This is a genomic window from Acinetobacter sp. YH12040 (assembly GCF_013420005.1).
Classification (GTDB): Bacteria; Pseudomonadota; Gammaproteobacteria; order Pseudomonadales; family Moraxellaceae; genus Acinetobacter; species Acinetobacter amyesii.
The window spans coordinates 1-22816 of the sequence record NZ_VOZB01000020.1; the positions used below are offsets into that span (position 1 = coordinate 1).

The 22816-nt window shown below is 37.9% G+C and carries 21 protein-coding genes and 2 pseudogenes; 15 read left to right on the forward strand and 8 right to left on the reverse strand.

The genetic code is table 11. The features are described from left to right. The first annotated feature begins 245 nt into the window (after window positions 1–245). Window positions 246–1040: a hypothetical protein gene (locus tag FTT99_RS15680; RefSeq protein ID WP_031946098.1), complete on the forward strand. Its 795-nt coding sequence runs from the start codon at window positions 246–248 to the stop codon at window positions 1038–1040. 94 nt (window positions 1041–1134) lie between these two features. On the opposite strand, the gene FTT99_RS15685 is transcribed toward FTT99_RS15680, so the two are convergent. After that, window positions 1135–1329, reverse strand: coding sequence for a type II toxin-antitoxin system RelE/ParE family toxin (locus FTT99_RS15685; protein ID WP_050595110.1), 195 nt, complete (start codon window positions 1327–1329; stop codon window positions 1135–1137). Between the two features lie 171 nt (window positions 1330–1500). Between FTT99_RS15685 and FTT99_RS15690 the strand changes: the two genes are divergently transcribed. The 6 genes from FTT99_RS15690 to FTT99_RS15715 all read left to right on the forward strand — a co-directional run bounded on the left by FTT99_RS15690 (window position 1501) and on the right by FTT99_RS15715 (window position 6520). Then, window positions 1501–1860 (forward strand): surface-adhesin E family protein, encoded by a 360-nt coding sequence (locus FTT99_RS15690; RefSeq protein WP_179989163.1) that lies wholly within the window; start codon window positions 1501–1503, stop codon window positions 1858–1860. Window positions 1861–2105: 245 nt separating this feature from the next. Further along, on the forward strand, window positions 2106–2810 hold the full coding sequence (locus FTT99_RS15695; protein WP_043963410.1) for an IS6-like element IS1008 family transposase: 705 nt from the start codon (window positions 2106–2108) through the stop codon (window positions 2808–2810). Between the two features lie 39 nt (window positions 2811–2849). After that, window positions 2850–3215: a RepB family plasmid replication initiator protein gene (locus FTT99_RS15700; protein WP_218944957.1), complete on the forward strand. Its 366-nt coding sequence runs from the start codon at window positions 2850–2852 to the stop codon at window positions 3213–3215. A gap of 1083 nt (window positions 3216–4298) precedes the next feature. Beyond that, on the forward strand, window positions 4299–4637 hold the full coding sequence (locus tag FTT99_RS15705) for a hypothetical protein (RefSeq protein ID WP_114237945.1): 339 nt from the start codon (window positions 4299–4301) through the stop codon (window positions 4635–4637). Between the two features lie 136 nt (window positions 4638–4773). Continuing rightward, a complete protein-coding gene (locus FTT99_RS15710; RefSeq protein ID WP_114237944.1) occupies window positions 4774–5574 on the forward strand; it encodes a DUF2310 family Zn-ribbon-containing protein in 801 nt (266 codons plus the stop codon). 241 nt (window positions 5575–5815) lie between these two features. Next, on the forward strand, window positions 5816–6520 hold the full coding sequence (locus tag FTT99_RS15715; protein WP_043963410.1) for an IS6-like element IS1008 family transposase: 705 nt from the start codon (window positions 5816–5818) through the stop codon (window positions 6518–6520). Window positions 6521–6645: 125 nt separating this feature from the next. Here FTT99_RS15715 and FTT99_RS15720 read toward each other — a convergent pair whose 3' ends face one another. Further along, entirely contained in the window at window positions 6646–7815 is a 1170-nt protein-coding gene (locus FTT99_RS15720) for an ATP-binding cassette domain-containing protein (protein ID WP_179989164.1), read from the reverse strand. A gap of 91 nt (window positions 7816–7906) precedes the next feature. Next, window positions 7907–8782 carry an SDR family oxidoreductase gene (locus FTT99_RS15725; protein WP_078081115.1) on the reverse strand — a complete coding sequence of 292 codons (876 nt, stop codon included), beginning with the start codon at window positions 8780–8782 and terminating at the stop codon, window positions 7907–7909. Between the two features lie 73 nt (window positions 8783–8855). On the opposite strand from FTT99_RS15725, the pseudogene FTT99_RS15730 reads away from it, so the two are divergent. Next, window positions 8856–9224 (forward strand): annotated as a pseudogene (locus FTT99_RS15730) (IS1-like element ISAba3 family transposase); the annotation flags it as partial. Between the two features lie 204 nt (window positions 9225–9428). Here the strand turns inward: FTT99_RS15730 and FTT99_RS15735 are convergent. From FTT99_RS15735 to FTT99_RS15745, 3 genes are read right to left on the reverse strand one after another with little or no spacing between them, the layout of a single operon-like run. Then, the gene (locus FTT99_RS15735) at window positions 9429–10373 is read right to left on the reverse strand and encodes a copper resistance protein B (RefSeq protein WP_154320112.1); all 945 of its coding nucleotides are present in this window, start codon (window positions 10371–10373) and stop codon (window positions 9429–9431) included. Next, entirely contained in the window at window positions 10360–10698 is a 339-nt protein-coding gene (locus FTT99_RS15740; protein WP_004897649.1) for a hypothetical protein, read from the reverse strand. Before FTT99_RS15740 ends, FTT99_RS15735 begins: the two co-directional genes overlap by 14 nt. After that, complete coding sequence (locus tag FTT99_RS15745) at window positions 10685–12550, reverse strand: copper resistance system multicopper oxidase (protein WP_104988058.1); 1866 nt, start codon at window positions 12548–12550, stop codon at window positions 10685–10687. The genes FTT99_RS15740 and FTT99_RS15745 overlap by 14 nt, the downstream gene beginning before the upstream one ends. A gap of 1030 nt (window positions 12551–13580) precedes the next feature. On the opposite strand from FTT99_RS15745, the gene FTT99_RS15750 reads away from it, so the two are divergent. From FTT99_RS15750 to FTT99_RS15775, 6 genes and pseudogenes are all read left to right on the forward strand, one after another. Beyond that, entirely contained in the window at window positions 13581–13997 is a 417-nt protein-coding gene (locus FTT99_RS15750) for a cation efflux protein, CzcI-like (RefSeq protein ID WP_227591103.1), read from the forward strand. A 48-nt stretch (window positions 13998–14045) separates the two neighbouring features. Beyond that, complete coding sequence (locus FTT99_RS15755) at window positions 14046–15371, forward strand: TolC family protein (protein WP_035269736.1); 1326 nt, start codon at window positions 14046–14048, stop codon at window positions 15369–15371. 1 nt (window position 15372) lies between these two features. Continuing rightward, window positions 15373–16602, forward strand: a complete 1230-nt coding sequence (locus tag FTT99_RS15760; protein WP_016658777.1) for an efflux RND transporter periplasmic adaptor subunit — start codon at window positions 15373–15375, stop codon at window positions 16600–16602. After that, complete coding sequence (locus FTT99_RS15765; protein ID WP_096902762.1) at window positions 16592–19732, forward strand: efflux RND transporter permease subunit; 3141 nt, start codon at window positions 16592–16594, stop codon at window positions 19730–19732. The genes FTT99_RS15760 and FTT99_RS15765 overlap by 11 nt, the downstream gene beginning before the upstream one ends. Window positions 19733–19818: 86 nt before the next feature. Beyond that, complete coding sequence (locus FTT99_RS15770; RefSeq protein ID WP_005028603.1) at window positions 19819–20718, forward strand: cation diffusion facilitator family transporter; 900 nt, start codon at window positions 19819–19821, stop codon at window positions 20716–20718. Window positions 20719–20901: 183 nt separating this feature from the next. Then, window positions 20902–21231 (forward strand): annotated as a pseudogene (locus FTT99_RS15775) (recombinase family protein); the annotation flags it as partial. Between the two features lie 75 nt (window positions 21232–21306). Here FTT99_RS15775 and FTT99_RS15780 read toward each other — a convergent pair. Next, the gene (locus FTT99_RS15780) at window positions 21307–21795 is read right to left on the reverse strand and encodes a GNAT family N-acetyltransferase (RefSeq protein ID WP_004733307.1); all 489 of its coding nucleotides are present in this window, start codon (window positions 21793–21795) and stop codon (window positions 21307–21309) included. Beyond that, entirely contained in the window at window positions 21785–22051 is a 267-nt protein-coding gene (locus tag FTT99_RS15785) for a DUF1778 domain-containing protein (RefSeq protein ID WP_004733309.1), read from the reverse strand. Before FTT99_RS15785 ends, FTT99_RS15780 begins: the two co-directional genes overlap by 11 nt. Before the next feature lie 191 nt (window positions 22052–22242). Between FTT99_RS15785 and FTT99_RS15790 the strand changes: the two genes are divergently transcribed. Further along, the gene (locus tag FTT99_RS15790) at window positions 22243–22500 is read left to right on the forward strand and encodes a helix-turn-helix domain-containing protein (RefSeq protein ID WP_004733310.1); all 258 of its coding nucleotides are present in this window, start codon (window positions 22243–22245) and stop codon (window positions 22498–22500) included. Window positions 22501–22816 lie beyond the last annotated feature (316 nt).

The window sequence follows — 22816 nt, forward strand, 5'->3', positions numbered from 1 at the left end:
TTAAGTTCTTTATCCGACATAGACACCAACATATCAAACCGTCCGCTAAGAAAATTGCAACAGCGCATATTCTAAAAGCGGACATTTTTACTTTGGAGAAACCGGACATTTCTATTTTGGAGTTACAAGTGTACTTCGTATAATATCCATTATGTTAAATGGACAATTAATAATTGAATATTTCACCTTTTTTTTTAATTAGTAGCTAAAATTACTTTATAATTTAAACTTATAAGGTATTTAAAGTGAAAAGTCCTCTTTCTAAAATATTTCTACTAAATATTCTCATAATGGCTGGTAGTGTTGCGTATGCCATTGAAGTTAAGCCATTCAAATTTATAAAAAATAATGAAGGTTATCCAGAAAATATTGGTTTATATAAAATAACAAATAAATACAGTGAGTTATATGTAAAACAGTATCCATTTTCTATTGAGAACAATAATAGAAATGCTGGTTTTATTAGTGAGATCGACCCACAATGTGAAATCTTAGAAAAGATATATAAGCAACAGCAGAATACTTATGTTGTAACAAGTACATGTGGCGCATGGTTTGGTATGAGTAGCCCAGAAAGCCATTATTTTATATATGAGTTTAACGATCTAGCAAAATTAATTAAATCTGAAACTATTGAATTCAAAGAGTCATTAGATATTACTATTTCAGAGCTTAATTCAGGTATAAAAATAACATCAAGCCAAAGTCCTAAAACTGGGAAAAAATATGATTATGAATACAAAAATGGGAGCTTATATGACTTCTCAACATCTATGAATAGAAATTTAGTTTCAAAAGAAAATGATAGAATCTGTAAGGGATTCTATGATCAAGTTTATACTCAATTTAAGTATTCTTATGTACCTGGTATGACTAATCTTTTTGAAATTTTACCTAGACATGCTTATTCATGGGTTCCAAACAAAATAAAATCTAGTGAAGAATTATCAGATAAATTAGCCAATGATTTAAAAGGGAAAGATCTAACACAACGTAGAAATGTTCCTTATTCAAGATTTAAACAAGACTATTGTTCTTAACTAAACTTAAGTATTCCTAAAATTAATATAATAGGTGCTATGCAAAGTCAAAATGTTAGAACCCATTCAAAATGGGAGCTATAAGCTCCCATTTTTAGTCTTTAATACGCTTTTTAGCTTCGTCATAAACTATGCTATCAGCTCGTTTCCCGACTGTGATGAGCAAGATAACTACCTGATCATCTTTAAATTGATAGACAAGTCTGACACCAGCTTTTAATAATTTAATTTTATAGCAACCTGCAAGATTGCCTCTCAGCATATTCTTTGGAATATGTGGCTGCTCTATGACTTTGGCTAGTTACTTCTTAAATTGATCTCGTATAGCAACAGGGAGTTTTTCCCATTTGTGTGTCCTTACCCATTTAACCCATTTAAAATTATTAAATTAAAAAATAAATTGAACAACAGAAATAATATAAGTATATTTCTGGAAATTAGCTTTAAAGAGACTAAGTAGGTGAAAAGACTATTAAAAATTACATTAATCAGCGTAATGGTTCTTAATGCTCAAAATATATTTGCAAAAATAATTATAGATAATGCAAATTATCAATCTAAAATTATAAAATTAAATAGTACAAAGAATCCCAAAATAACAAGAGCTTGGGTAGAAACCGAGTTTAAAGAGGAGAAGAATAGGTCAACAGTTCTATATGAGATAGATTGCGAACAAGAAAAATTCCGAAGACTAGGAGGAGTTATGTACAAAGAAGTAACAGGTGATCCAATAGCTATGGAACCTACAAAAGAAGAATATATAATTCCAAATACAAATCTAGATACGCTTAAAAGGGAGGTATGTACAGGAAAATATTAGAAAAACTTGAGAGATTTGGGGGATCAGAGAATTATTGTAGTTATCCTGATCTAAATGACAATTCAAGAGTAAAGATAGAAAAAATTTGTTATTTAATTTAGGGCGGCACTGTCACACGAGGGTGTAAATAATTCTGTGTAAATACAGTTTTATTTACAGTCTCTAAAGCTCCCTTTTTATAGGGCACTGTTGCAAATAGGCTGACATGATAAGCTAAATATCTTATTTATTTCGAGATACAGCAGATGAATCCCTTCCACGGTCGGCACTTTCAAGGTGAAATCATTCTTTGGGCTGTTCGTTGGTATTGTAAATATGGCATCAGCTATCGTGAACTTCAAGAAATGCTCGCTGAACGAGGCATAAATGTGGATCACAGTACAATTTATCGTTGGGTTCAGCGTTATGCTCCAGAAATGGAAAAACGGTTACGCTGGTATTGGCGTAACCCTACAGATTTACATTCATGGCATATGGATGAGACTTATATCAAAGTGAAGGGGCGATGGACTTACCTGTATCGTGCAGTTGATCAACGTGGTCATACGATTGACTTTTACCTTTCCGCTAGACGGAACAGTAAATCAGCCTATTGTTTTTTAGGAAAGATCTTCAATACGGTGAAAAAATGGCAAATTCCACGGGTCATCAATACAGATAAAGCAGCGACCTATGGCCATGCTTTATCACGGTTAAAGCGAGAAGGAAAATGTCCAGTAGATATTGAGCACAGGCAGATTAAGTATAAAAATAATGTCATTGAATGTGATCATGGTAAGTTAAAGCGAATCATCAGGGCCACATTAGGATTCAAATCTATGAAGACTGCTTATGCCACAATTAAAGGTATTGAAGTCATGCGTGCACTACGTAAAGGACAAGCATCGTCATTTTATTATGGTCAGCCTCAGGGTGAAGTGTGTCTAATCAACAGGGTTTTCGGTCTCTAAGCACTTTTTAAAGGGAACATCATCGACTCAAATCTCTATTTGCAACAGTGCCGTCAAATTAACGAACACACGGATATTATTGCTGAATATGAGCAACACAAGCAAGGTCGCACTATTACAGGATTTACCTTTAAATTTAAACAAAGAACCAAGCCCAAAACGGTAAAAGCTGAAAAGACAGAGCGTGATCCACATACAGTAGATATGTTTATAACCATGACCGATAATCAACGCTTTGCCTTCGCTAAAAAAATATCTCAATTACATGAGGCATCGTATTTGGCACAAGGGCAAGCAGGTCGAAGTTACGATGTGTTTGCTGAACAAATTGCTGAAGCATTATTAGATAGTGAAAAGCAGAAAGTATATTTACCCTTCTTATCGAAATTAGGGTTTAAATTTTAAGATTTTTATTCGCTGTTTACAGGTTGTGGTAGAAGTAGTCCTTGATATCAAAAACAAAAATTATTTTAAGGGAATAAAGGCTTCTGACTATCACCAAATGATAAGTTATCTGAGTTCTATTCAGTGAAAAACTGCTATATTAGGGGTCAGCACAGAAAACGGAAATTATAGGGCGGTAAGTACATTTATTTACTTCTATGTAGTTGTTATTTAAGAACTTCGTTAAAAATCTTTCAATTAAATTGCATGTTGCCAATCTCTAGCAGACAGGCAAAGCATAAAAATATAAATCTTTGATTTTAATAAATTAATTAGTCGACAAAATTCCTTGTCGTACTATTTTCTCCAAATTCTGGGGTAACCCCTATCAAATCAAAAACTCGATGATATGCGTCATTTAGTTGATCAAATACCTTCTTACGGCAGTCAATCTATACCTAAAATAAACGATCCTAGTTGGGAGGGGTTATTAGATGATCGGAGAATATCTTGGAATATGAACGACATCACCATAATAGAAAGGCTAGTACTTATTTATTATACTTTTAGTATGAAGGTTCTTAGTGTTTTCAATCAAGAATTTGCAGAGAGAGGAGTTTCTTTTTCATACTCTGATTAGTATGCCTATGGCAAACCAATTTCACTGCTTCGGTACCCTAGTGAGGACTAGAACCTTAGGCTGTAGGCTAATGATATTGGTATATTGAGTTATTTAGGTAGTCGCGGTGTACTTCATGGTGTATAGAAAGTTAGTTTTTCGAGCTAATAAAGCCATTTTGACAAAATTTAAGAAGTATTTTAGAAAACTAGATAGTTACACAGAATTTAGGGTAGTCTCAAAATGAAAGTTATAACTAATGGTTCTTTAACATCTTCTAATTCCTTTGGTGAAAAATAAGATTCCATTTTATGCTTAACTCTCAACTTTTTTTCGCTAAATCATTTATTTTACGAAGGTTAGACTTTCAATATTAAACTTACAATTCTTGTAATACAGCCATTCCAATAGGCTTAAGAAGTTGAGAGTGGCATTTCTTGCATAGAATTATTTTGTATTAAATAAAATAACTAAAGGTTTGGCTCGTGAAGATCTCAATAAGAAAACTGTATGTAATTAGCTTAAGTGCATTAATTACTGTGGCTTGTTCCAGTCAAAGTGAATCAGAAGGGATGCTAATTATAAATAACAAAACCTCCGAAGATATAACTAAGGTTAATTTAACTTATAAAACCACTAATAAATCAGAAAATATAGGTAATTTATCTCCTAATCAATCATTTAAGTATCCTATAAAATATTCTGACACCGAAGACTCTATAGTAATTACATATACTGATAGTAATAATACAGTGCATAAGGATGTAGCTGTTCCTTATTTCGGTAAATATGATAAGAAAAATTATAGTTATAATATCAAGTAGTTTAAGTATTATTAATATTTAGAGTGTACGGCATTGACGGTATAGGTTAAATTGACACTACAAGACAGCACTTTAACCAATTTCAACAGCAACATCCCCAAATATATTTAATATAAATTAAGCATGAGATATAAAAATGCACGCCTTTGATATTATCATACCCCAATATACAGGTATCGCTGAAGATGATGATAGCCACGACCATGATGTATTTTGTTATTTAGGAAATTTAGAAGGCAACGGACAAATATTACCCCGTAACCATCATTTAGCTGTTAGCCAAAATGATATTACTCGCGTGACTGTGGTGTGTCCTGAAATGGATGCCCTTGACCGTAAAAATATGAACAGCTATGCCCAAGAAATGCACAATAAAATCGAACAGTTAGCAGGTAAACCCATTCAAACCTTGTATATCGGAGAAGACCATGACTATCCTCTTCCCCGTTATGCCGTACCAACGCAATCTGAATTTTACATGTTGCGTTGGGGCTGGAGTTCGCCTTTACTAGATGGAGTAACCTTACAAGGTATTCCTCTATATAAAATCCCATATACCCAACCTGATCACCCTTGTTATGATAATGTGTGGTCATGGTATCGTCAGGCTGAAGCGTTATATCGTTTGTGGCTTGGTTCTCAACCAGTAAGTGAAGCCTTTGCCTTAGAGCAAATGCAAAATCCCAATTCTGAGCATAGCAAAATAGGTCGAGAATTGTGCCGTATCATTGAACAAAGCACAGGTGTACCCACCTATTATTTTCTAATGAATTACCGTGATTGGACACAGGCAGAAGATATGGAACAAAAATGTCCACTGACAGGGCAGGATTGGCTATTGCCTGCCAATACCTATCACTATATTGATTTTAAATGCGATGAGAGTCGTTTGGTGAGTGAGTTGAGTCAAAATTGGTCGGATGAAAGCGAGGACTGACCGAATGAAAAATTATTTGTGGTAAGCTCATAAAGCCTATCAAGCATAGAGATAAAAATAACACCCAAACTATCTGTAACCAACCGTGAATCGTCTCGATATTTTCGGAGAGTGTTTTACTGGAATCAGGTACAGGACAAGTTTATTTTCAGTATACCCTAGCGGAACCACCTAAAAAGGCACTGTTGCAAATAGGCTGACATGATAAGCTAAATATCTTATTTATTTCGAGATACAGCAGATGAATCCCTTCCACGGTCGGCACTTTCAAGGTGAAATCATTCTTTGGGCTGTTCGTTGGTATTGTAAATATGGCATCAGCTATCGTGAACTTCAAGAAATGCTCGCTGAACGAGGCATAAATGTGGATCACAGTACAATTTATCGTTGGGTTCAGCGTTATGCTCCAGAAATGGAAAAACGGTTACGCTGGTATTGGCGTAACCCTACAGATTTACATTCATGGCATATGGATGAGACTTATATCAAAGTGAAGGGGCGATGGACTTACCTGTATCGTGCAGTTGATCAACGTGGTCATACGATTGACTTTTACCTTTCCGCTAGACGGAACAGTAAATCAGCCTATTGTTTTTTAGGAAAGATCTTCAATACGGTGAAAAAATGGCAAATTCCACGGGTCATCAATACAGATAAAGCAGCGACCTATGGCCATGCTTTATCACGGTTAAAGCGAGAAGGAAAATGTCCAGTAGATATTGAGCACAGGCAGATTAAGTATAAAAATAATGTCATTGAATGTGATCATGGTAAGTTAAAGCGAATCATCAGGGCCACATTAGGATTCAAATCTATGAAGACTGCTTATGCCACAATTAAAGGTATTGAAGTCATGCGTGCACTACGTAAAGGACAAGCATCGTCATTTTATTATGGTCAGCCTCAGGGTGAAGTGTGTCTAATCAACAGGGTTTTCGGTCTCTAAGCACTTTTTAAAGGGAACATCATCGACTCAAATCTCTATTTGCAACAGTGCCCAAAAAAGATTGAAAACCATTTTAAAGCTTTCGACTTAACCTTTTTTTACATCAATAATGGCTTCATTTAATGTCAGCATACTTTTTGAAACACCACCTGATTTTCTTGTACACTGTCAGACAAGACAGACTCCAGTAAAGTTTTATCTGGCTGCAAATTTTCAAACTCTTGGTACAGATAACCAATTTTTAATTTCGGTACAGCATAGATCCCTTCATACTTATTTCTGATTAAAGAAAAAAGAGTAGATTTACCACTTCCATTATCCCCCAATACAGCAACTTTTTGTTTGTTTCGGATTTCAAAAGAGGCATGATTAAAAATCAAATGATTATCATATCCAAAAGTTACTTCTTCACCACGAATTAATATTTTATTTTTCGGGGGATTTGTTAGCTCAAAATTAATTCGAATATTTGCCTGTTCTTCGACTTGTTCTTTTACATCTAACTGCTCTATTCGTGATTGCACGGCTTTTGCTTGCTTTGCTATTGCTTTTTGTCGCCCTCCAAAAGACTTGTAAGTAGATATGAAACTTCTAGCTCTAATTTCAGAATTACTCATATTCCTTGGCTTATCTGTTATCGCTTCAGCTTGCCTTTTTTTCTGCAAATAAGCTTCCTCTAGTTGCTTTTTCTTTGCTTGATAATTTTCATATTCTCTTTTCTCAGTGTGAATTTGATGTTCCTTCTGCTGTTTATATGCAGTATAATTCCCGTCAAAACAGTTAATGGTATTGTTGTCAATCTCAATAATTCGATTACACAATTCATCTAATAAATTTGTATCGTGGCTAATAATCATCATTGTGTTATATTTTCCTAAATTTCGCTTTAGCAATTGAATCCCTTTAGTATCTAAATTCGCTGTTGGTTCATCTAGTAAAAGTATTGAACTACTCTTAGAAAAAGTCTCAGCTAAACGTAAACGAGTTTTTTCCCCACCACTGAACCAACCTTCAGATATTGTTGAGCTGGAGCGAAATTCTTTCAATTGCCAAGAATCTACTGATTCGTGGTATTGACCGAATTGTTTATAATAAGAGATATCTCCCTTAACCTCAACATTTCCCTTGTCAGGAGCTATATCATTGTTAATGATCTCCAACAACGTCGTTTTTCCACTTCCGTTTAACCCGACTACACCAATAATATCGTTCTTAAAAACAGTTAATTTATCAAAAGTAAAAAGAAGCTTGCCTCCAAAATATTTTTCTATTCCTCTCATTTTTATCAATTCCATACAATCGCCTCCCTTTCTAGCGATTAAGTTAATAAACATATTAAATCATTAATTAGTTTTTGTAGTTTAGAGAGTTTATTTCTTAGGGTTTCTATTCCTCAATTATTCCGTATCCTTCTGGTGCAGGAATCCCATGTTCCGAAGAACGACTGACTGATTCCCACTCTTTCCATGTAAATATACGTTTTTCTGCATTTTCAACAGCTAAATCATATACAAGGCTTCCCAGAACTAATCGGAGAGGCGGATTCTCACTATTAACCAGTTTCATTATAGCTTCGGCGGCTAACTTAGGATCACTATCCACCGATTCGTTTGAATATTGTTGGGCCAACTTTTCACGTAATGAATCATACTCTTTTTTCTGTGTAGTAAAACTCATTTTTAAGTATAGATTCGTCCAGTAACCTCCAGGTTCTACGATAGATACTTTTATACCAAAATGTGCAGCTTCTTGTGCTAAAGCCTCGCTAAATCCTTCTAAAGCAAATTTACTAGCGCTATAGATTCCCGACATTGGACCACTAATCAGTCCACCAATACTAGATATCTGGATAATATGACCTGATTCTTGTGCCCGCAAGTACGGCATAACAGCTTGACTTACCCATACTGTACCGAAGAAATTAGTTTCCATTTGGCTTCTAACTTCATCTTCACTAAATTCTTCAATCATTCCCATTACCATATTCCCTGCATTGTTAATGACAATATCGAGTCTTCCAAAATGTTTAATGGCAGTTTCCACTGTAGTCGAAACAGCACTTCTATCAGTAACATCAAGACTTAAAGGAAGTAACATTCCTTCAAACTGGCATTTTAACTCATTCAGTTTTTCAATATTTCTAGCAACACCAACAACCTTCTCTCCTGACTCCAATGCTTTTTTTGTGAATTCGTATCCTAGTCCACTGCTTGCACCTGTAATAAACCACACACGTGTATTTTCATTGTTATTAAATGTCATAAATAATCTCCTCGGTAGTGTTTCAAAAAGTATGCTGAAGAAAAAGCCGATTGGATTTTGATAAAATAGAGAAATGCAAATAACTCTAGCAATCAAATGTCCAACCTGCCTCAGTGATAGTATAAAGAAAAATGGTATCAAAGTAGATGGGAAACAAAACTATCAGTGCAAAGACTGTAAACGTCAGTTTATTGGTGATCATGCACTGAGCTATCTAGGATGTAAGTCAGGTATTACTCGTAAAATATTACAGTTGATGGTCAGAGGCAGCGGTATACGAGATATTGCTGAAGTTGAGCGCATCAGTATCGGTAAAGTTTTACGTACTTTAACTGAATCAACCTATGAAATTCAGCCTCAGCAAAGTCATTATGAATCTCTCGAAGTAGATGAGTTCTGGAATTTTGTTGGAAATAAAAAGAATAAACAATGGCTTATTTTTGTTCAAAAGTCATATTTTACCTCGGAGAAACCGGACATTTTTATTGGTGAGAATATAGACACTTTAAATGGGTTCTAACACTCTCGTTTCGTATAACAGCCATTATGTTAAATGGAAGGAAGCAAAATAAGTTAACATTTTGCTTCCGGCCACATTAAGCTAGAGTTTTATTTAAATAAAGCTATTTAGTAATCATTAAATTAATTAAAATCTAAATCTAACACCAGCTCCATATAACCAACCTTTCTCAGAGTTTGATTCTATTTGCCACGACGTTTCATCATTACCTTTTGAATACTCATAGGCAATGTCGATATAAGGCATGATCTTTTTACTGATTTCATAGCGAGTTTCAAACCCTGCGGTTGCACTGCTTAAACCAGTTTTTTTCGCATATTTAGAGTCATCACTAAAGATAGCATCCAACTCTAAATAAGGTTGAATAATCAACTTTTGCGTAATCAGAAAATCACGTTCCGTTTCTAGGCTAAAGCCCGCATAATTGTCTTCTCCCGCATAGAGATAAGCATCAGTTTCAAAGAAATATGGCGCCATACCATGTAAGCCAATCACCGCATCAACATTTTCTTCGGTGTCTTTGCGATGATCATTGAGTTCAACTTTTTCACTACGATAACGTGCACCAATCTGTGCATCCCAAAAGTCTGAAATCATACGGCTATATAAAAGTTTGGCATCATAATGTGCATCATGCGATTCTTCTTTATCGGCATGAATTTTAATAAAAAGCTTATTTTCATCTGTGCCAATACGGGTTTCAAACTCTGACTTTAAATCACCTGTGCCATCTTCATTGACAAGCCACTTATTGTCCACTGTCGTAATCGCATAAATTTGCGCACCGTGTTCTGAGCGATGATCATAATGCGAACTCTGCTGAGCATTCGCATCTGGTACATGATGTAAATGATTAACCGTAGATGTTGCCTGATGTTGTGCCTGATTCATTTGGCTATGGTTCATTTGAGAGCGATCCATTTGCATCGGCTGATTTTGACTAGAAGATGTAGCAACTGTCATTTTTTCAGGCGCACTATGATCTTCACCATTATGTGCCAAACTCACTGCACTGACCATCAACAAAGAGCTTGCTAAAACAGTTTTAGAAAAAAGATTAATGGTGCGCATGTTGATCTCCTTTCTGTACTTTTTGATCTTGCTGTTTCTCTGTTGATTTGTGATGCATTGGCTGATGACCTGCATGTTGATGGTTCATCGGTGCTGAATGTGCAGCATGATTCATTTTCCCCATCATCTGCATGTGTTGTGCATGCTCTTGTGGAGAATGCTGTGAATGATCCATCTCAGACATCGCTTGATGATTCATTGATGGTACATTTTTTCCATCAGTCTGAGCAGTTGAATGATGCCCTTCGTGCGCCAAACTTAAGCTTGTTAAACTCAATACCGCAACAGAAAAAAACGCTTTAAATACAAAATTAGTGATGTGCATGTCCAGCTCCTTTTTGCTCAGTTACTTGGTGAGTTTGAGTCGAATTTGTACCTTGAATTGGCGTTGTAGACACTTGTTCATCGCTAACATTTGCCACGATCAACTTGTTCATCATTCCTGCACTCATGTGATACAACAAATGACAATGGATTGCCCATTCGCCCAACTCATCCGCAGTTAATAAAGCAGTGACTGTTTTACCCGGTGGTACAATCAATGTGTGTTTATTCGGCATATCTACCGACTCTTGACCATTCTCCAACTGCATAAACATGCCATGTAAATGCATGGGGTGCGCCATCATACTGTCATTAATAAATTTGATACGGATACGCTCGCCATACTTCACTTTTAATGGCTCAGCATCGCTGAATTTTTTACCGTTAATCGTCCAAATATAACGCTCCATAGTACCGCCCAAACGCACTACTAATTCACTGCTAGCTTCACGAGTATCTTTTTGCGGTTCTAAAGATTTTAAATCACTATATTGCAAGGCTTTATTGCCCGCAGGTGTAGATGCATTTGCCCAACCATAAACCACTTGATCATTTTCTTGTGGTTTTGCTGTGCCATGCTGTGAATGATCCATTTTCGAGTGATCCATGCCTTGCATATCGCCATGGTTCATTTTTGAATGATCCATTTTCGAGTGATCCATGCCTTGCATATCGCCATGGTTCATTTTTGAATGATCCATTTTCGAGTGATCCATGCCTTGCATATTGCCGTGGTTCATTTTCGAATGATCCATTCCTGCATGATCACCACCACCATGTCCCATATCTTCCATGGTCAAAAGTGAGCGTGGACGTGGTGCAGGCATATGAATGCCATGTGTCATAGGATTTAGTTCATTGTGCAGTGTACCAATCGCATAGCCTGAACGGTCAATTGACTCAGCTTCAATTTGATAATGTCCGCCTTTTGGCTCCACAATCACATCATAAGTTTCAGCTGTGCCAATACGAAACTCATCCACAGCAACAGGTTTTACAGGCTGACCATCAGCACTGACCACAGTCATTTTCAAGTTAGGAATACGGACATCGTAGAAAGACATCGCAGATGCATTCACAAAACGTAGGCGAATTTTTTCATTCGGTTTAAACATTCCTGTCCAATTTTGTTCAGGTGTTTTGCCATTAATGAGGAAGGTATAACCTGTAACATCCGACATGTCGGTTTTTAGCATACGCATCTGATTCCACATTTTGCGGTCAGACCATGTCGCTTTTATGCCATCACGTTTAACCTGCTTCCAAACATCACCCAAGGTTTCACGCTGATCTTGATAATATTCAGCTGAAATTTTAAGATCTTTCTGAATTTGATCACTGGTTTTTTCATGAAAATCTGACAACATCACCACATAGTCACGTTCAGCTTTTTCATGTGCTGCCAATGGTGTTTTACCTTTTGGATAAATCACAAAAGAACCATATAAGCCGTCCTGTTCCTGTCCTTTAGAATGAGCGTGATACCAATAAGTCCCGCTTTGGCGAATCTTGAATTTATAAACATACTCGCTTTGAGGCTTAATACCGTTAAAACCATTAAATCCCGGTACACCATCCATAATGCCCGGCAACAACAGTCCGTGCCAATGAATAGAAGAATCTTGGTTTTTTAAATTATTTTTCACGCGAATGATGGCTTCATCACCCTCTTCAAACTCAAGCAAAGGCGCAGGAAATTGACCATTTACGGTAATGCGCTTTACAGGCTTTCCAGTTGGGCTGACCACTGCTTCATCAATAACAAGCTGATATTCACGCACTTCGGCAAAAACCAAAGGCGACGATGCAAAACAAATACCTGCTAATAGGTACGAACTAATTTTATGAGACATAACTTAACCTTAATTTTTGAAAAATAAATAAATTTTAAAAAAAATGGTTAAGTTTTAGGAGGACGTGAAATTTCTTGCCAATACCCATTTAGATATTGGTTGGGGTAATAAAAATTAGGCTGATCTATAGAATAGAAGGTATCTAGGGGATCTAGCGAGCTTTGCAAAGAATGAAGACATGAGATCTGTGTCTGGCAGGATAAGCTAGAACATTCCTGACACTTTTTGTGATCTATATTCTGATTAAGAGCTAAATGATTATGGCAATCGGTATTCGTCTGTACTTCGTGATTAATACCATGTTGAGTGACTTGCTGTGCTTGATCTAAACAATGATCTTGGCTCATTTCAGTTTGCATATTGATATGCATTATCTTTACTGATGCAACAGACACACTACTCCATCCTATGGCAAAAACCATAAGAAAACAAAACCAAAGTTTTTTGGAGAGATGAGTCAACACGAATGCTATCTAGGAATAGAATTTAATCCAAAATATCTTAACGGAATTTCAAATATTTACAACCCAATATAATTTAGTAGTTTCTCTAAAATTAACATAATACACGTTATGCGAAATTAGAAAAATGAGTTTATTGCACTGATATTTATCTGTTTTTTAAATTTTAGACCTGGGTTGGTGCCCAGGTTTTTTTATTGCGTATAACAGCCATGATGTTAAATAGTTCTCTTTTTAGATAAATATTCATGTTTTCAATACATGCTAATTAGAGATTTTGAACTCAAGCAATTCTATAAAATTTTAACTTATGTGTACCTCTACTTTTAACTTCGGTTATTTATGGGAGGATTACCGGTGGCCTAACTTAAATAAAAAGTCTCCGACAAACCCGGTACGGTTCACTATCTATTGTTATTCTTACCTGAAATTGATGTGAGCTTATAGAGACAAGGTAAATTTGCAAAAGTGCCGGCTATTCAGTGTTCATTGAATGTTTAATTTAATTTATTAAGCTTGACCTTGGAGTGGCTCTAAGCCTTATACTTGGTACAAATTTTTCGATTGTTATGATGATGCGTTCTACTACATGGATTACAGTCTTGGTTGGATTGTTCATGTTCCAAAGCTTTTGGAATGTGGCGGCGGCCTTTTGTGTCCATGAACAACAGCCTCAATCACAGCAGAGTTATCATTTTGGTCATCACCAAAATACCTTGTGTGCCAGCGATAGTCGTCAACACGATCATAATGGACAGTCAGAAAACATAAAAACATTCAGTAGCGATTTAGAAATCGGTGAAGATCATCAAGATCATCTACCATCGATGACGCATTTGATTGTACAAAATGAAAAAGTAGATGTGTTTCATCCAAGCTCTGAAGTTAAAGTGAATCCACAATTTCATTGGAAAAACAGCTATCAGGCTCCTGACCTGTTTCAACAAAGCCCACCTCCCGAATTTTCCCCGCTCATGGTGGGGTAGCCTAAAACATTCCCACCACTTTTATTATTTAAATAAGTGGGAAAAATCATGTCTTCACAATCAATTATACTCTTGCGTCATAGCTTGGTTGCTTGTATATGTGCAGCGGCTATGCAATATAGCTATGCTGAAAACGTTACCAGCTTTGAATCCGCTTTAGCAAAAGTACAAAGTTACCAGACTCAAGACAAGCTGTGGCAACAAGTTCAGCAAATATCTGAATTGAATATTCAGCAAAGTCGGTTATGGCAGAATCCAAGTATAAGTTTAGAACAGTCTGGCTTTGGCTCAGGTCAAGAACAGGAATTCAATGTTGGCGTTAGTCAACCTCTAGATCTATTTGGTCAGCGTAAGCTGAACCGGGTGATTGCCAATACCTCGAATCAACAAATCCAATTGCAACAGCAATTATGGAAGGCACAAAGCCAACTGATTGTTAAATTTGCATGGTCGCAATTTGCACTTGCTGAGGTTGAGCAGTCTGCTTATTCAGTACAGTTAAAAACAAGTAAAGCCAATCTGGACAGTGCCCAGAAACGCTATCAGGCAGGCAGTATTGCCCTGGTTGATTTTGAGCGTACCCAAATTGAAGCGCTAGAAATCCAACGACTTTATCAGCAAGCGATGCTGAATAAACAAGCTGCCGGTCGTCAGCTGTCTAATTTGTGGGGGGGAGAAACATCTTCACATCTTCAATTGAATAAAACCGCTATCCCTTGGCCAGAGCAAAGTCTCCAAACTGTGCAACGGTATATTGCTGAAGGGTGGCTAGAAAAATTCTATGCCTTGAACATTCAGCAATCGGATCATCAAATTGAAAATTTAAGAATTCAGGCACGTCCCAATCCGACTTTAAATGTAGGCATGAAACGTAGCAAAACCCCTAATGAAAGCAACGATACGACTTTGGCAATCGGCGTGGCTATTCCACTGAATATTTTCAACCGCCAGCAATATGCGATCCCGATGGTCCAGCAACAGCAAATATTGCTGAACCAACAGCAGCAGCGTGAGCTGAAGCAACAAATACTCAATATTGCCAACAGCATGCATCAGCTCAAAGGTTTACGTAGCCAGTTCGATGCCACAACAGCACAAGTTACTTTGGCGACCAAAGTTCAGAGCCGTACTTTACAAGGGTTTCAGGCAGGGAAACTGTCCATTACCGACGTTCAACAAGCAACCACCCAACTGCAGAATCTTCGATTGGGTCAATTACAAATTCTACGTCAAGCTTGGCAAACTGCCCTCGCAGCTGAGGCACTCAGTATTGGCACAAGTTATGAAGAAATTAGCCGTTCGGATGCCTATACACAACTGAATAAAAAGGCAGTCGAAGCATCGCAAAATTTAATCAATGGGGGAGCACGATAAAATGAACGCCAAGCAAAACGGAAAAATATCCCAGTCTCTCATGATTGCAATTTTGATTCTGATTACGGTCTTGGTCAGTCTGGTTATTTGGTTAAGTTCAAAAAAAACTGAATCTGAGGGGCATGGTCATGATGAGGGAAATGCCGAACATTCTGATGAAGATAGTTCTGAAGAAGGACATGCTGAAGAAGGCGAAATACAACTGACCAGCCAACAAATGGTTGAACAAGGTTTAAAAGTTGCTGTTGCATCCACAGGATTGGTTGAAAAGCTGACAACCCTGCCAGGTAAATTGGTGGTGAATACCGATCAACAAGCGCATATATCGCCTAATTTTAGTGGTCATGTCGAGCAGGTCAATGTGGCTTTAGGACAGAGCGTGCAAAAAGGACAAACGCTGGCTGTACTAATCGTGCCTGAACTGATCGACCAACAGGCAAATCTGCGTATGGCACAGGTGAATCTGGATTTGGCCCGTAAAGATTACCAGCGCGAACAGCAACTCTGGTCACAGGGGATTTCTGCCAAACAGGATTACCAGCGTGCCGAAAATGCCTACCGTCAAGCGCAGATTACTGTCCAGTCCTCACAAGCACGTTTAAATGCATTAGGTGCAAGTGGCAATAACAATGGGCGTTTTCTGATTAAAGCACCGATCTCTGGGGTGATCAGTCAAAAAGATATTGTGGTCGGTGAAAATGTGCAACTGGCTAATCAGCTCTTTGTCATTGAACAGCTGAAAGATTTATGGCTTGAGTTTAATTTGCCGAATCAATTCTCAGGTCAACTGCAAGCCGGGCAAAAAATTGACTTTAAAGTGAATGATTCAGATCAAATCTATAAAGCTACTGTACAAAGCTTAACCTCTCAGGCAGATGTACAAACAGGGCGTCTGGTGGTGCGCGCAAAACTCGATGCGCAAGCTACTGAGTTGCGTTCTAATGTGCTAGTGAGAGTGTTGATTCCGGAAGCTACAGCAAAATCAGCCCTTCGGATTCAAAAGTCTGCGCTGCAAAGTATTGAAGGTGAAGACAGTATTTTCATCGTAGATTCAGAACAAAAAGGTCAAGTCCACTTAAAAGCACAGAAAGTGCAATTGGGGCAGGCTTCAAGTGATGGACAATGGCTTGAAGTGATTTCTGGGCTGACTGAAGGGCAGAAGTATATCGCTCAAGGCAGTTTCTTGTTGAAATCTGAATTAGAAAAAGACGAGGCAGGCCATGAACATTAATTCTGATCTGCCAAAACCAGAAGGTTTATTCGAACGAATCATTCAGTTTTCCATACAAAATGCGATTTGGGTGTTGCTCTTTGTCTGTACCTGGATTGCGGTCGGGGTGTATAGCTATCAGAAACTCCCGATTGATGCTGTACCCGATATTACCAATACCCAAGTCCAGATTAATACTCAAGCCAAGGGTTTTACTGCGCTTGAAGTCGAACAGCGGATTACCTATCCCATTGAAAATGCCATGGCTGGCATTCCGGATCTGGAGCTTACCCGTTCCATATCCCGTTATGGACTCTCTCAAGTCACCATTGTCTTTAAAGATGGGACTGATATTTATTGGGCCCGTCAGCAGATTAACCAACGGATACAGGAGGCGCAATCTGAGTTGCCTGCACAAATCGCACCGACGATGTCCCCCGTTTCTACGGGTCTCGGTGAGATTTATCAATGGGTACTGAAGGCAGATCCGAATGCGAAAAAGCCGGATGGAACTGCATACACGCCGATGGATTTGCGTGAGATTCAGGACTGGATTGTGCGTCCTCAACTGCAACGTGTTAAGGGAGTTGCAGAGGTCAACAGTATTGGTGGTTTTGAAAAAACCTATGTGGTCTCTCCCGATTTAAACCGGATGCAGCAACTGAATATCTCATTAGAACAACTGCAACAGGCTTTAGCGCAAAATAATGAGAACCGAGGTGCAGGTTATATTGAAGACAATGGTCAGCAACTGACGGTACGTGTACCGGGTACATTCAATGGGCTTTCTGATATTGAGAACACCATGCTGGGTAGCCCAAATGGCAGCCCAATTCGGGTTGGTGATATTGCGCAAGTCTCTATTGGGCATGATTTAAGAACCGGTGGGGCAACCTATAACGGCAAAGAAACCGTTTTAGGGATTGCCATGATGGCGATGGGTGGAAATAGCCGGACTGTTTCTAAAGCTGTGGATGCCAAGCTTCAAGATATTCAGAATAGTTTGCCTAAAGGGGTAGTGATTGAAACGGTGTACGACCGTACTACCTTGGTTGAGAAGGCGATTAAAACCGTTCAGAAAAACTTGGTAGAGGGAGCAATCCTGGTCATCATCATTCTGTTCCTGTTTTTAGGGAATATCCGTGCTGCCTTGATTACTGCCTGTGTCATTCCACTCTCTATGCTGTTTACCTTAACCGGGATGGCACAGAAAAATATCAGTGCCAATCTGATGAGTTTAGGTGCACTCGATTTCGGCATCATTGTCGATGGTGCTGTGGTGATTGTCGAAAACTGTATCCGGCGTTTAGCCCATACACAGCAACTGTTAAAACGACCTCTCACACAAAGTGAACGCTTTAAGGAAGTTTTTCTGGCTGCCCGCCAAGCACGTCGTCCTCTTATTTTTGGTCAGCTTATTATTTTGGTGGTGTATTTGCCGATTTTTGCTTTAAGTGGTGTAGAAGCAAAACTATTTCATCCGATGGCTTTAACCGTTGTTCTCGCACTGGTGGCAGCTATTATTTTATCGATCACCTTTGTGCCCGCTGCAGTTGCTTTATGGGTTAAAGGGGAGATCAAAGAAACGGAAAGCCGTTGGATGATCTGGCTCAAAACCCGATATCAACAGATATTGGATGGAGCCTATCATTACAAAGCGGTGGTTTTAACTTTTGCCATTTGTCTCTTGGTCATTACGGGTCTGCTCAGCACGAAGATTGGCAGTGAGTTTGCACCCCAGCTGAGTGAAGGTGATTTTGCGGTACAGCAATTACGTTCTCCAAGCACAGGCTTGGAAGAGTCTTTACGTATTCAGGAAAATACCGAAAAGCTTTTACTGAAAAACTTTCCCGAAATTAAAGCTATATTTGCCCGTACCGGGACTGCTGAAGTGGCGACAGATGTGATGCCACCGAATATTTCCGATGGTTATATCATGCTGAAACCACGTGAGGAATGGCCAGATTCAAAAGAAAGCCTAGATGCACTTCGAACCCGAATGGAAGCTTATCTTGCGACAATTCCCGGCAATAACAGTGAGTTTTCTCAGCCTATTGAGCTACGTTTTAATGAACTGATTTCAGGTATACGCAGTGATGTGGGGGTGAAGGTTTTTGGTGATGACATGCAGGTTTTGAATACTGAGGCTGCAAAAATCGCGAAAATCATTCAGCAAGTCGCAGGTAGCAGTGCGGTGAAAGTTGAACAAACTTCGGGTCTGCCTTTACTCAATGTAGAGATTGATAAAGCTTTAGCTGCCCAGTATGGCTTGAGTGTGAAATCTATTCAGGATGTGGTGGCTGCAAGTATTGGTGGACAAAGCGTGGGAGAGATTTTAGAAGGCGATCGTCGTTTTGATTTTGTTATCCGTCTTGGAGAGCAAGACCGTAGTGTCGCATCTGTTTCCCAGTTACCTATTCAGCTTCCAAATGGTGGCAGTATTTTATTGTCGGATGTCGCGCAAGTCTCGACCATTGAAGGAATCAACCAAGTCAGTCGAGAAAATGGTAAACGCCGAGTTGTGGTTACAACGAATGTTGAAGGGCGTGATTTAGGGTCTTTTGTTTCTGATGTACAGACACAGCTCAAAGCATACACTTTGCCAAGTGGTTATTGGATAGAATATGGCGGTCAGTTTGAAAATTTGGCTTCAGCCAAAGCACGGATGCAAATCGTGATTCCACTGGCTTTAATCACTATCTTTATTTTACTGATGGCGGTCTTTCACAATGTCAAAGAAAGTCTATTGGTCTTTACCGGGGTACCCTTTGCCTTGACCGGTGGTGTGCTGTTCCTTTGGCTAAGGGATATTCCATTATCGATGTCAGCTGGAATTGGCTTTATTGCCTTATCTGGTGTTGCAGTCCTCAATGGACTGGTAATGCTGACCTTTATTAAGGAATTAAGGGACAAATATCCAGTGCATAAAGCCGTGTGGCAAGGGGCTATTTTGCGCTTAAGACCAGTGTTGATGACAGCTTGTGTGGCTTCACTGGGTTTTGTACCAATGGCGCTGGCAACCGGAACAGGGGCTGAGGTTCAACGGCCACTGGCAACCGTAGTGATTGGCGGGATTATCTCTTCAACATTACTAACTTTGGTGCTGTTACCCGTGCTTTATCGTTGGATAAATGAAAAGAAAGTTTCTTAATCCAATAGATTAGTCGATTTACAGCAGAGATATTGGCTGTTATCCAATATCTCTGCTCATCATAAATAGAATAAGGAAAATATTTTATGTCAGAACATCATGATCATAGCCATGCGGTTGTTACTGAAGAAAATAGTAAGAAGTTAATGGTTGCCTTAGGTTTAACGACTACTTTTTTAATAGTAGAAGTTGTCGCTGCTTTTATTACCCAAAGTTTGGCTTTGTTATCTGATGCAGCTCATATGTTTACTGATGTAGCCGCTTTAGCTATTGCTCTTGCCGCTATCAAAATTGGTAAAAAAGCCGCAGATGATAAAAGAACTTTTGGCTATCAGCGATTTGAAATTTTAGCGGCTCTGTTTAATGCGGTGATGCTTTTTGTGGTAGCAATATATATTGTATATGAAGCTTATCAACGTTTTACGAATCCTGCTGAAATTCAAAGTGTTGGAATGATGATTGTCGCGGTCATTGGTTTGGTCATAAATTTGATTTCAATGAAAATCCTTTCTGCTAGTGCTGAAGGAAGTCTAAATATAAAAGGTGCATATTTAGAAGTTCTTAGTGATGCTCTAGGATCGATAGGCGTGATTATCGGAGGAATAGTTATTTATTTTACCCAGTGGATGTGGGTTGATACCGTAATCGCTGTGTTAATTGGCTTCTGGGTCTTACCTCGAACTTGGATTTTATTAAAACAAAGTATTCATATTCTGCTTGAAGGAGTTCCTGATGAGATTGATATTGAGTCGTTAAGAAATGATTTATTGAAGCTAGAGGGCGTTGAAGGGATTCATCAGTTGAAAGTCTGGGCTATATCCTCAAGAAATATTCATTTAACTGCTCATTTGGTTGCTCCGAATAGCAATACAGATCAACTCTATCAAAAGGCCTTAGAAGTTCTAAAACATAATCATAATATTACTGAAATTACGTTACAAATAGAAAATACGAAATGTAATACATTGAACCAACATAAACACTAATTTGGACTTTAGTCTTCATATAGATGTTTTGTGTAACTTTAAAGTATACCCTAAAGTTACACTGTGAAAGCTGTAAAATACATGTCTCATTTAAATGAAATTCATACATACGTTACATGTAACTTTTAAGATTAAGATTCATTAGTTACAATAAGCAGAAATAGTCATCTAGTAGATAACAATATGAAAGGTCATAAAGTTGGATATGTCAGAGTCAGCTCTATTGACCAAAATATTGGACGCCAACTTGAGGGAATTGAAGTAGACCGATTATTTGTCGATAAAGCTTCAGGAAAAAATACAGCCCGTCCTAAATTTCAGGAAATGCTCAGCTATGTCCGTGAAGGTGACATGATTGTTGTGCACTCTATGGATCGCTTCGCTAGGAGTCTTAAAGATTTAGTGACTGAGGTTGATCAGCTTGTAAAAAGGGGAGTGGCTATTCAGTTTGTGAAAGAGAATATTACATTTACGGCTCAGGCCACCCCGATGGATAATTTGATGTTGCAACTTGCAGATTATTGGATAAATCAGCCACTAATTCCTGTAAGCAGTTTACCAGTCACTCCTATTGCTAGTAGACCACTTTCAATTGAAACTAGGTATTTCACTCACTGGGTATATTAATGTTAATGGATTTGATGTTAATGAAATAAAGCCGAAACGCTGATAAAACTCCATCGCTTTTTTATCTTTAGCATGTATTACAACAAAATTAACACCAATAATTTGAGCAACTGTTGAAACTTGTTTAAGAGCATGGGCTAAAAGCACTTTCCCAATTCCTCGCCCCTGAACGGTTTGATCAACGGCAAAGCGACCTACAACTACACAAGGGAGCGGATAACGAGGTAATCGTTTAGTAAGCACAGTATCAACTACATCAAATCCTATGGATGTGCTGGATAAACAATAAAACCCTCTCACTTGTAGATCATCATCAATAGCAACATACGTTTTACTTGTTCCTGATTTCTGATGTTGGGATGCATACTGTTTTATGAATTTATTTAAATCATCTTGCCCGCAATTAAATGATTTTTTCTGATGATGGGCTTGTAAAACCTCAATTTTCATCTAATAAACTCATTAATTTTTTCATCTCATCATTTGCAGGGCGTGGGTTCTCAAGTATGTTCATTAACATATCTCGATCAGCATTATTTACTTTTAACTCATAATTAGATTTAAGTAATTCTTTTGCTCTTTCAAATGAGGATTGAAGCATAAAGGAACTTACACTGAGTCCCAATAAATTCGCAGCTTGTTCAATTACATTTTTTGCATCTACTGTTGAACGAATATTAATTCGTTCCGTTGCTAAGTTAGTCATATCCCACCCAACAAGTACATCAATTTGATGTACAAATTATAGCAGATTAAGATTGTGCTTCAAGATTCAAATTTGGATATTTTGTTTTGAATTATTTGAATAGAAAATCAATGGCCTACTACTATCCAAAATGAGTGGCAGGATTTGAATAAGAATAACTGGTAGGTTTACATAAGAATACTCAGCAACTTATGGGGGCTTTTGCCCAATTTGAACGAGAGATTATTTTAGAGCGCCAAAAAGAAGGGATTAAGATTGCAGCGGCTCAAGGTAAATATAAAGGTCGAGTCCATAAGTTAAATCAAGAGCAGGCTGAAGCTTTACGACACGCCTGGAAAGAAGGGAAATATCCATCGAAAGTCGATTTAGCTAAAGCTTTTGGTATTAGCAGACAGGCTGTCTATCGCTATTTGAAAAATGAAAATGTCATCGATAGACTTTATATTTGAAGCAACAGAAGACCTAAAGGGCTTTACTGGTATCCATTGATTGTTCAGCAACATTAAATAAAACCGTGGAACATTGATCAAAGAATAGGCGTGGAACGTGAACAATCATAAAAAAAGCCCATTCGAGGGTGAGTGGGCTATAAAACTGAAATCAACACATTGAATTATAACACAATTTAAAAAGTATTGCGTATAAGGTGTATTATGTTAATTTTAGAAAAATTAAAATTAACACCCACCAAATGTCTTGCATCAAGCTCCAATATGAATATACTAAATTTAGTTAACACTGTTAACTAAATTTAGTATATTCAGA

Excerpts from the sequence above, each read along its gene's own strand:
- FTT99_RS15695 (WP_043963410.1), top strand. The coding sequence starts at position 2,106 with ATGAATCCCTTCCACGGTCGGCACTTTCAAGGTGAAATCATTCTTTGG.
- FTT99_RS15710 (WP_114237944.1), top strand. The coding sequence starts at position 4,774 with ATGCACGCCTTTGATATTATCATACCCCAATATACAGGTATCGCTGAA.
- FTT99_RS15715 (WP_043963410.1), top strand. The coding sequence starts at position 5,816 with ATGAATCCCTTCCACGGTCGGCACTTTCAAGGTGAAATCATTCTTTGG.
- FTT99_RS15720 (WP_179989164.1), bottom strand. The coding sequence starts at position 7,815 with ATGGAATTGATAAAAATGAGAGGAATAGAAAAATATTTTGGAGGCAAG.
- FTT99_RS15725 (WP_078081115.1), bottom strand. The coding sequence starts at position 8,782 with ATGACATTTAATAACAATGAAAATACACGTGTGTGGTTTATTACAGGT.
- FTT99_RS15735 (WP_154320112.1), bottom strand. The coding sequence starts at position 10,373 with ATGCGCACCATTAATCTTTTTTCTAAAACTGTTTTAGCAAGCTCTTTG.
- FTT99_RS15740 (WP_004897649.1), bottom strand. The coding sequence starts at position 10,698 with ATGCACATCACTAATTTTGTATTTAAAGCGTTTTTTTCTGTTGCGGTA.
- FTT99_RS15745 (WP_104988058.1), bottom strand. The coding sequence starts at position 12,550 with ATGTCTCATAAAATTAGTTCGTACCTATTAGCAGGTATTTGTTTTGCA.
- FTT99_RS15750 (WP_227591103.1), top strand. The coding sequence starts at position 13,581 with ATGATGATGCGTTCTACTACATGGATTACAGTCTTGGTTGGATTGTTC.
- FTT99_RS15755 (WP_035269736.1), top strand. The coding sequence starts at position 14,046 with ATGTCTTCACAATCAATTATACTCTTGCGTCATAGCTTGGTTGCTTGT.
- FTT99_RS15760 (WP_016658777.1), top strand. The coding sequence starts at position 15,373 with ATGAACGCCAAGCAAAACGGAAAAATATCCCAGTCTCTCATGATTGCA.
- FTT99_RS15765 (WP_096902762.1), top strand. The coding sequence starts at position 16,592 with ATGAACATTAATTCTGATCTGCCAAAACCAGAAGGTTTATTCGAACGA.
- FTT99_RS15770 (WP_005028603.1), top strand. The coding sequence starts at position 19,819 with ATGTCAGAACATCATGATCATAGCCATGCGGTTGTTACTGAAGAAAAT.
- FTT99_RS15780 (WP_004733307.1), bottom strand. The coding sequence starts at position 21,795 with ATGAAAATTGAGGTTTTACAAGCCCATCATCAGAAAAAATCATTTAAT.
- FTT99_RS15785 (WP_004733309.1), bottom strand. The coding sequence starts at position 22,051 with ATGACTAACTTAGCAACGGAACGAATTAATATTCGTTCAACAGTAGAT.
- FTT99_RS15790 (WP_004733310.1), top strand. The coding sequence starts at position 22,243 with ATGGGGGCTTTTGCCCAATTTGAACGAGAGATTATTTTAGAGCGCCAA.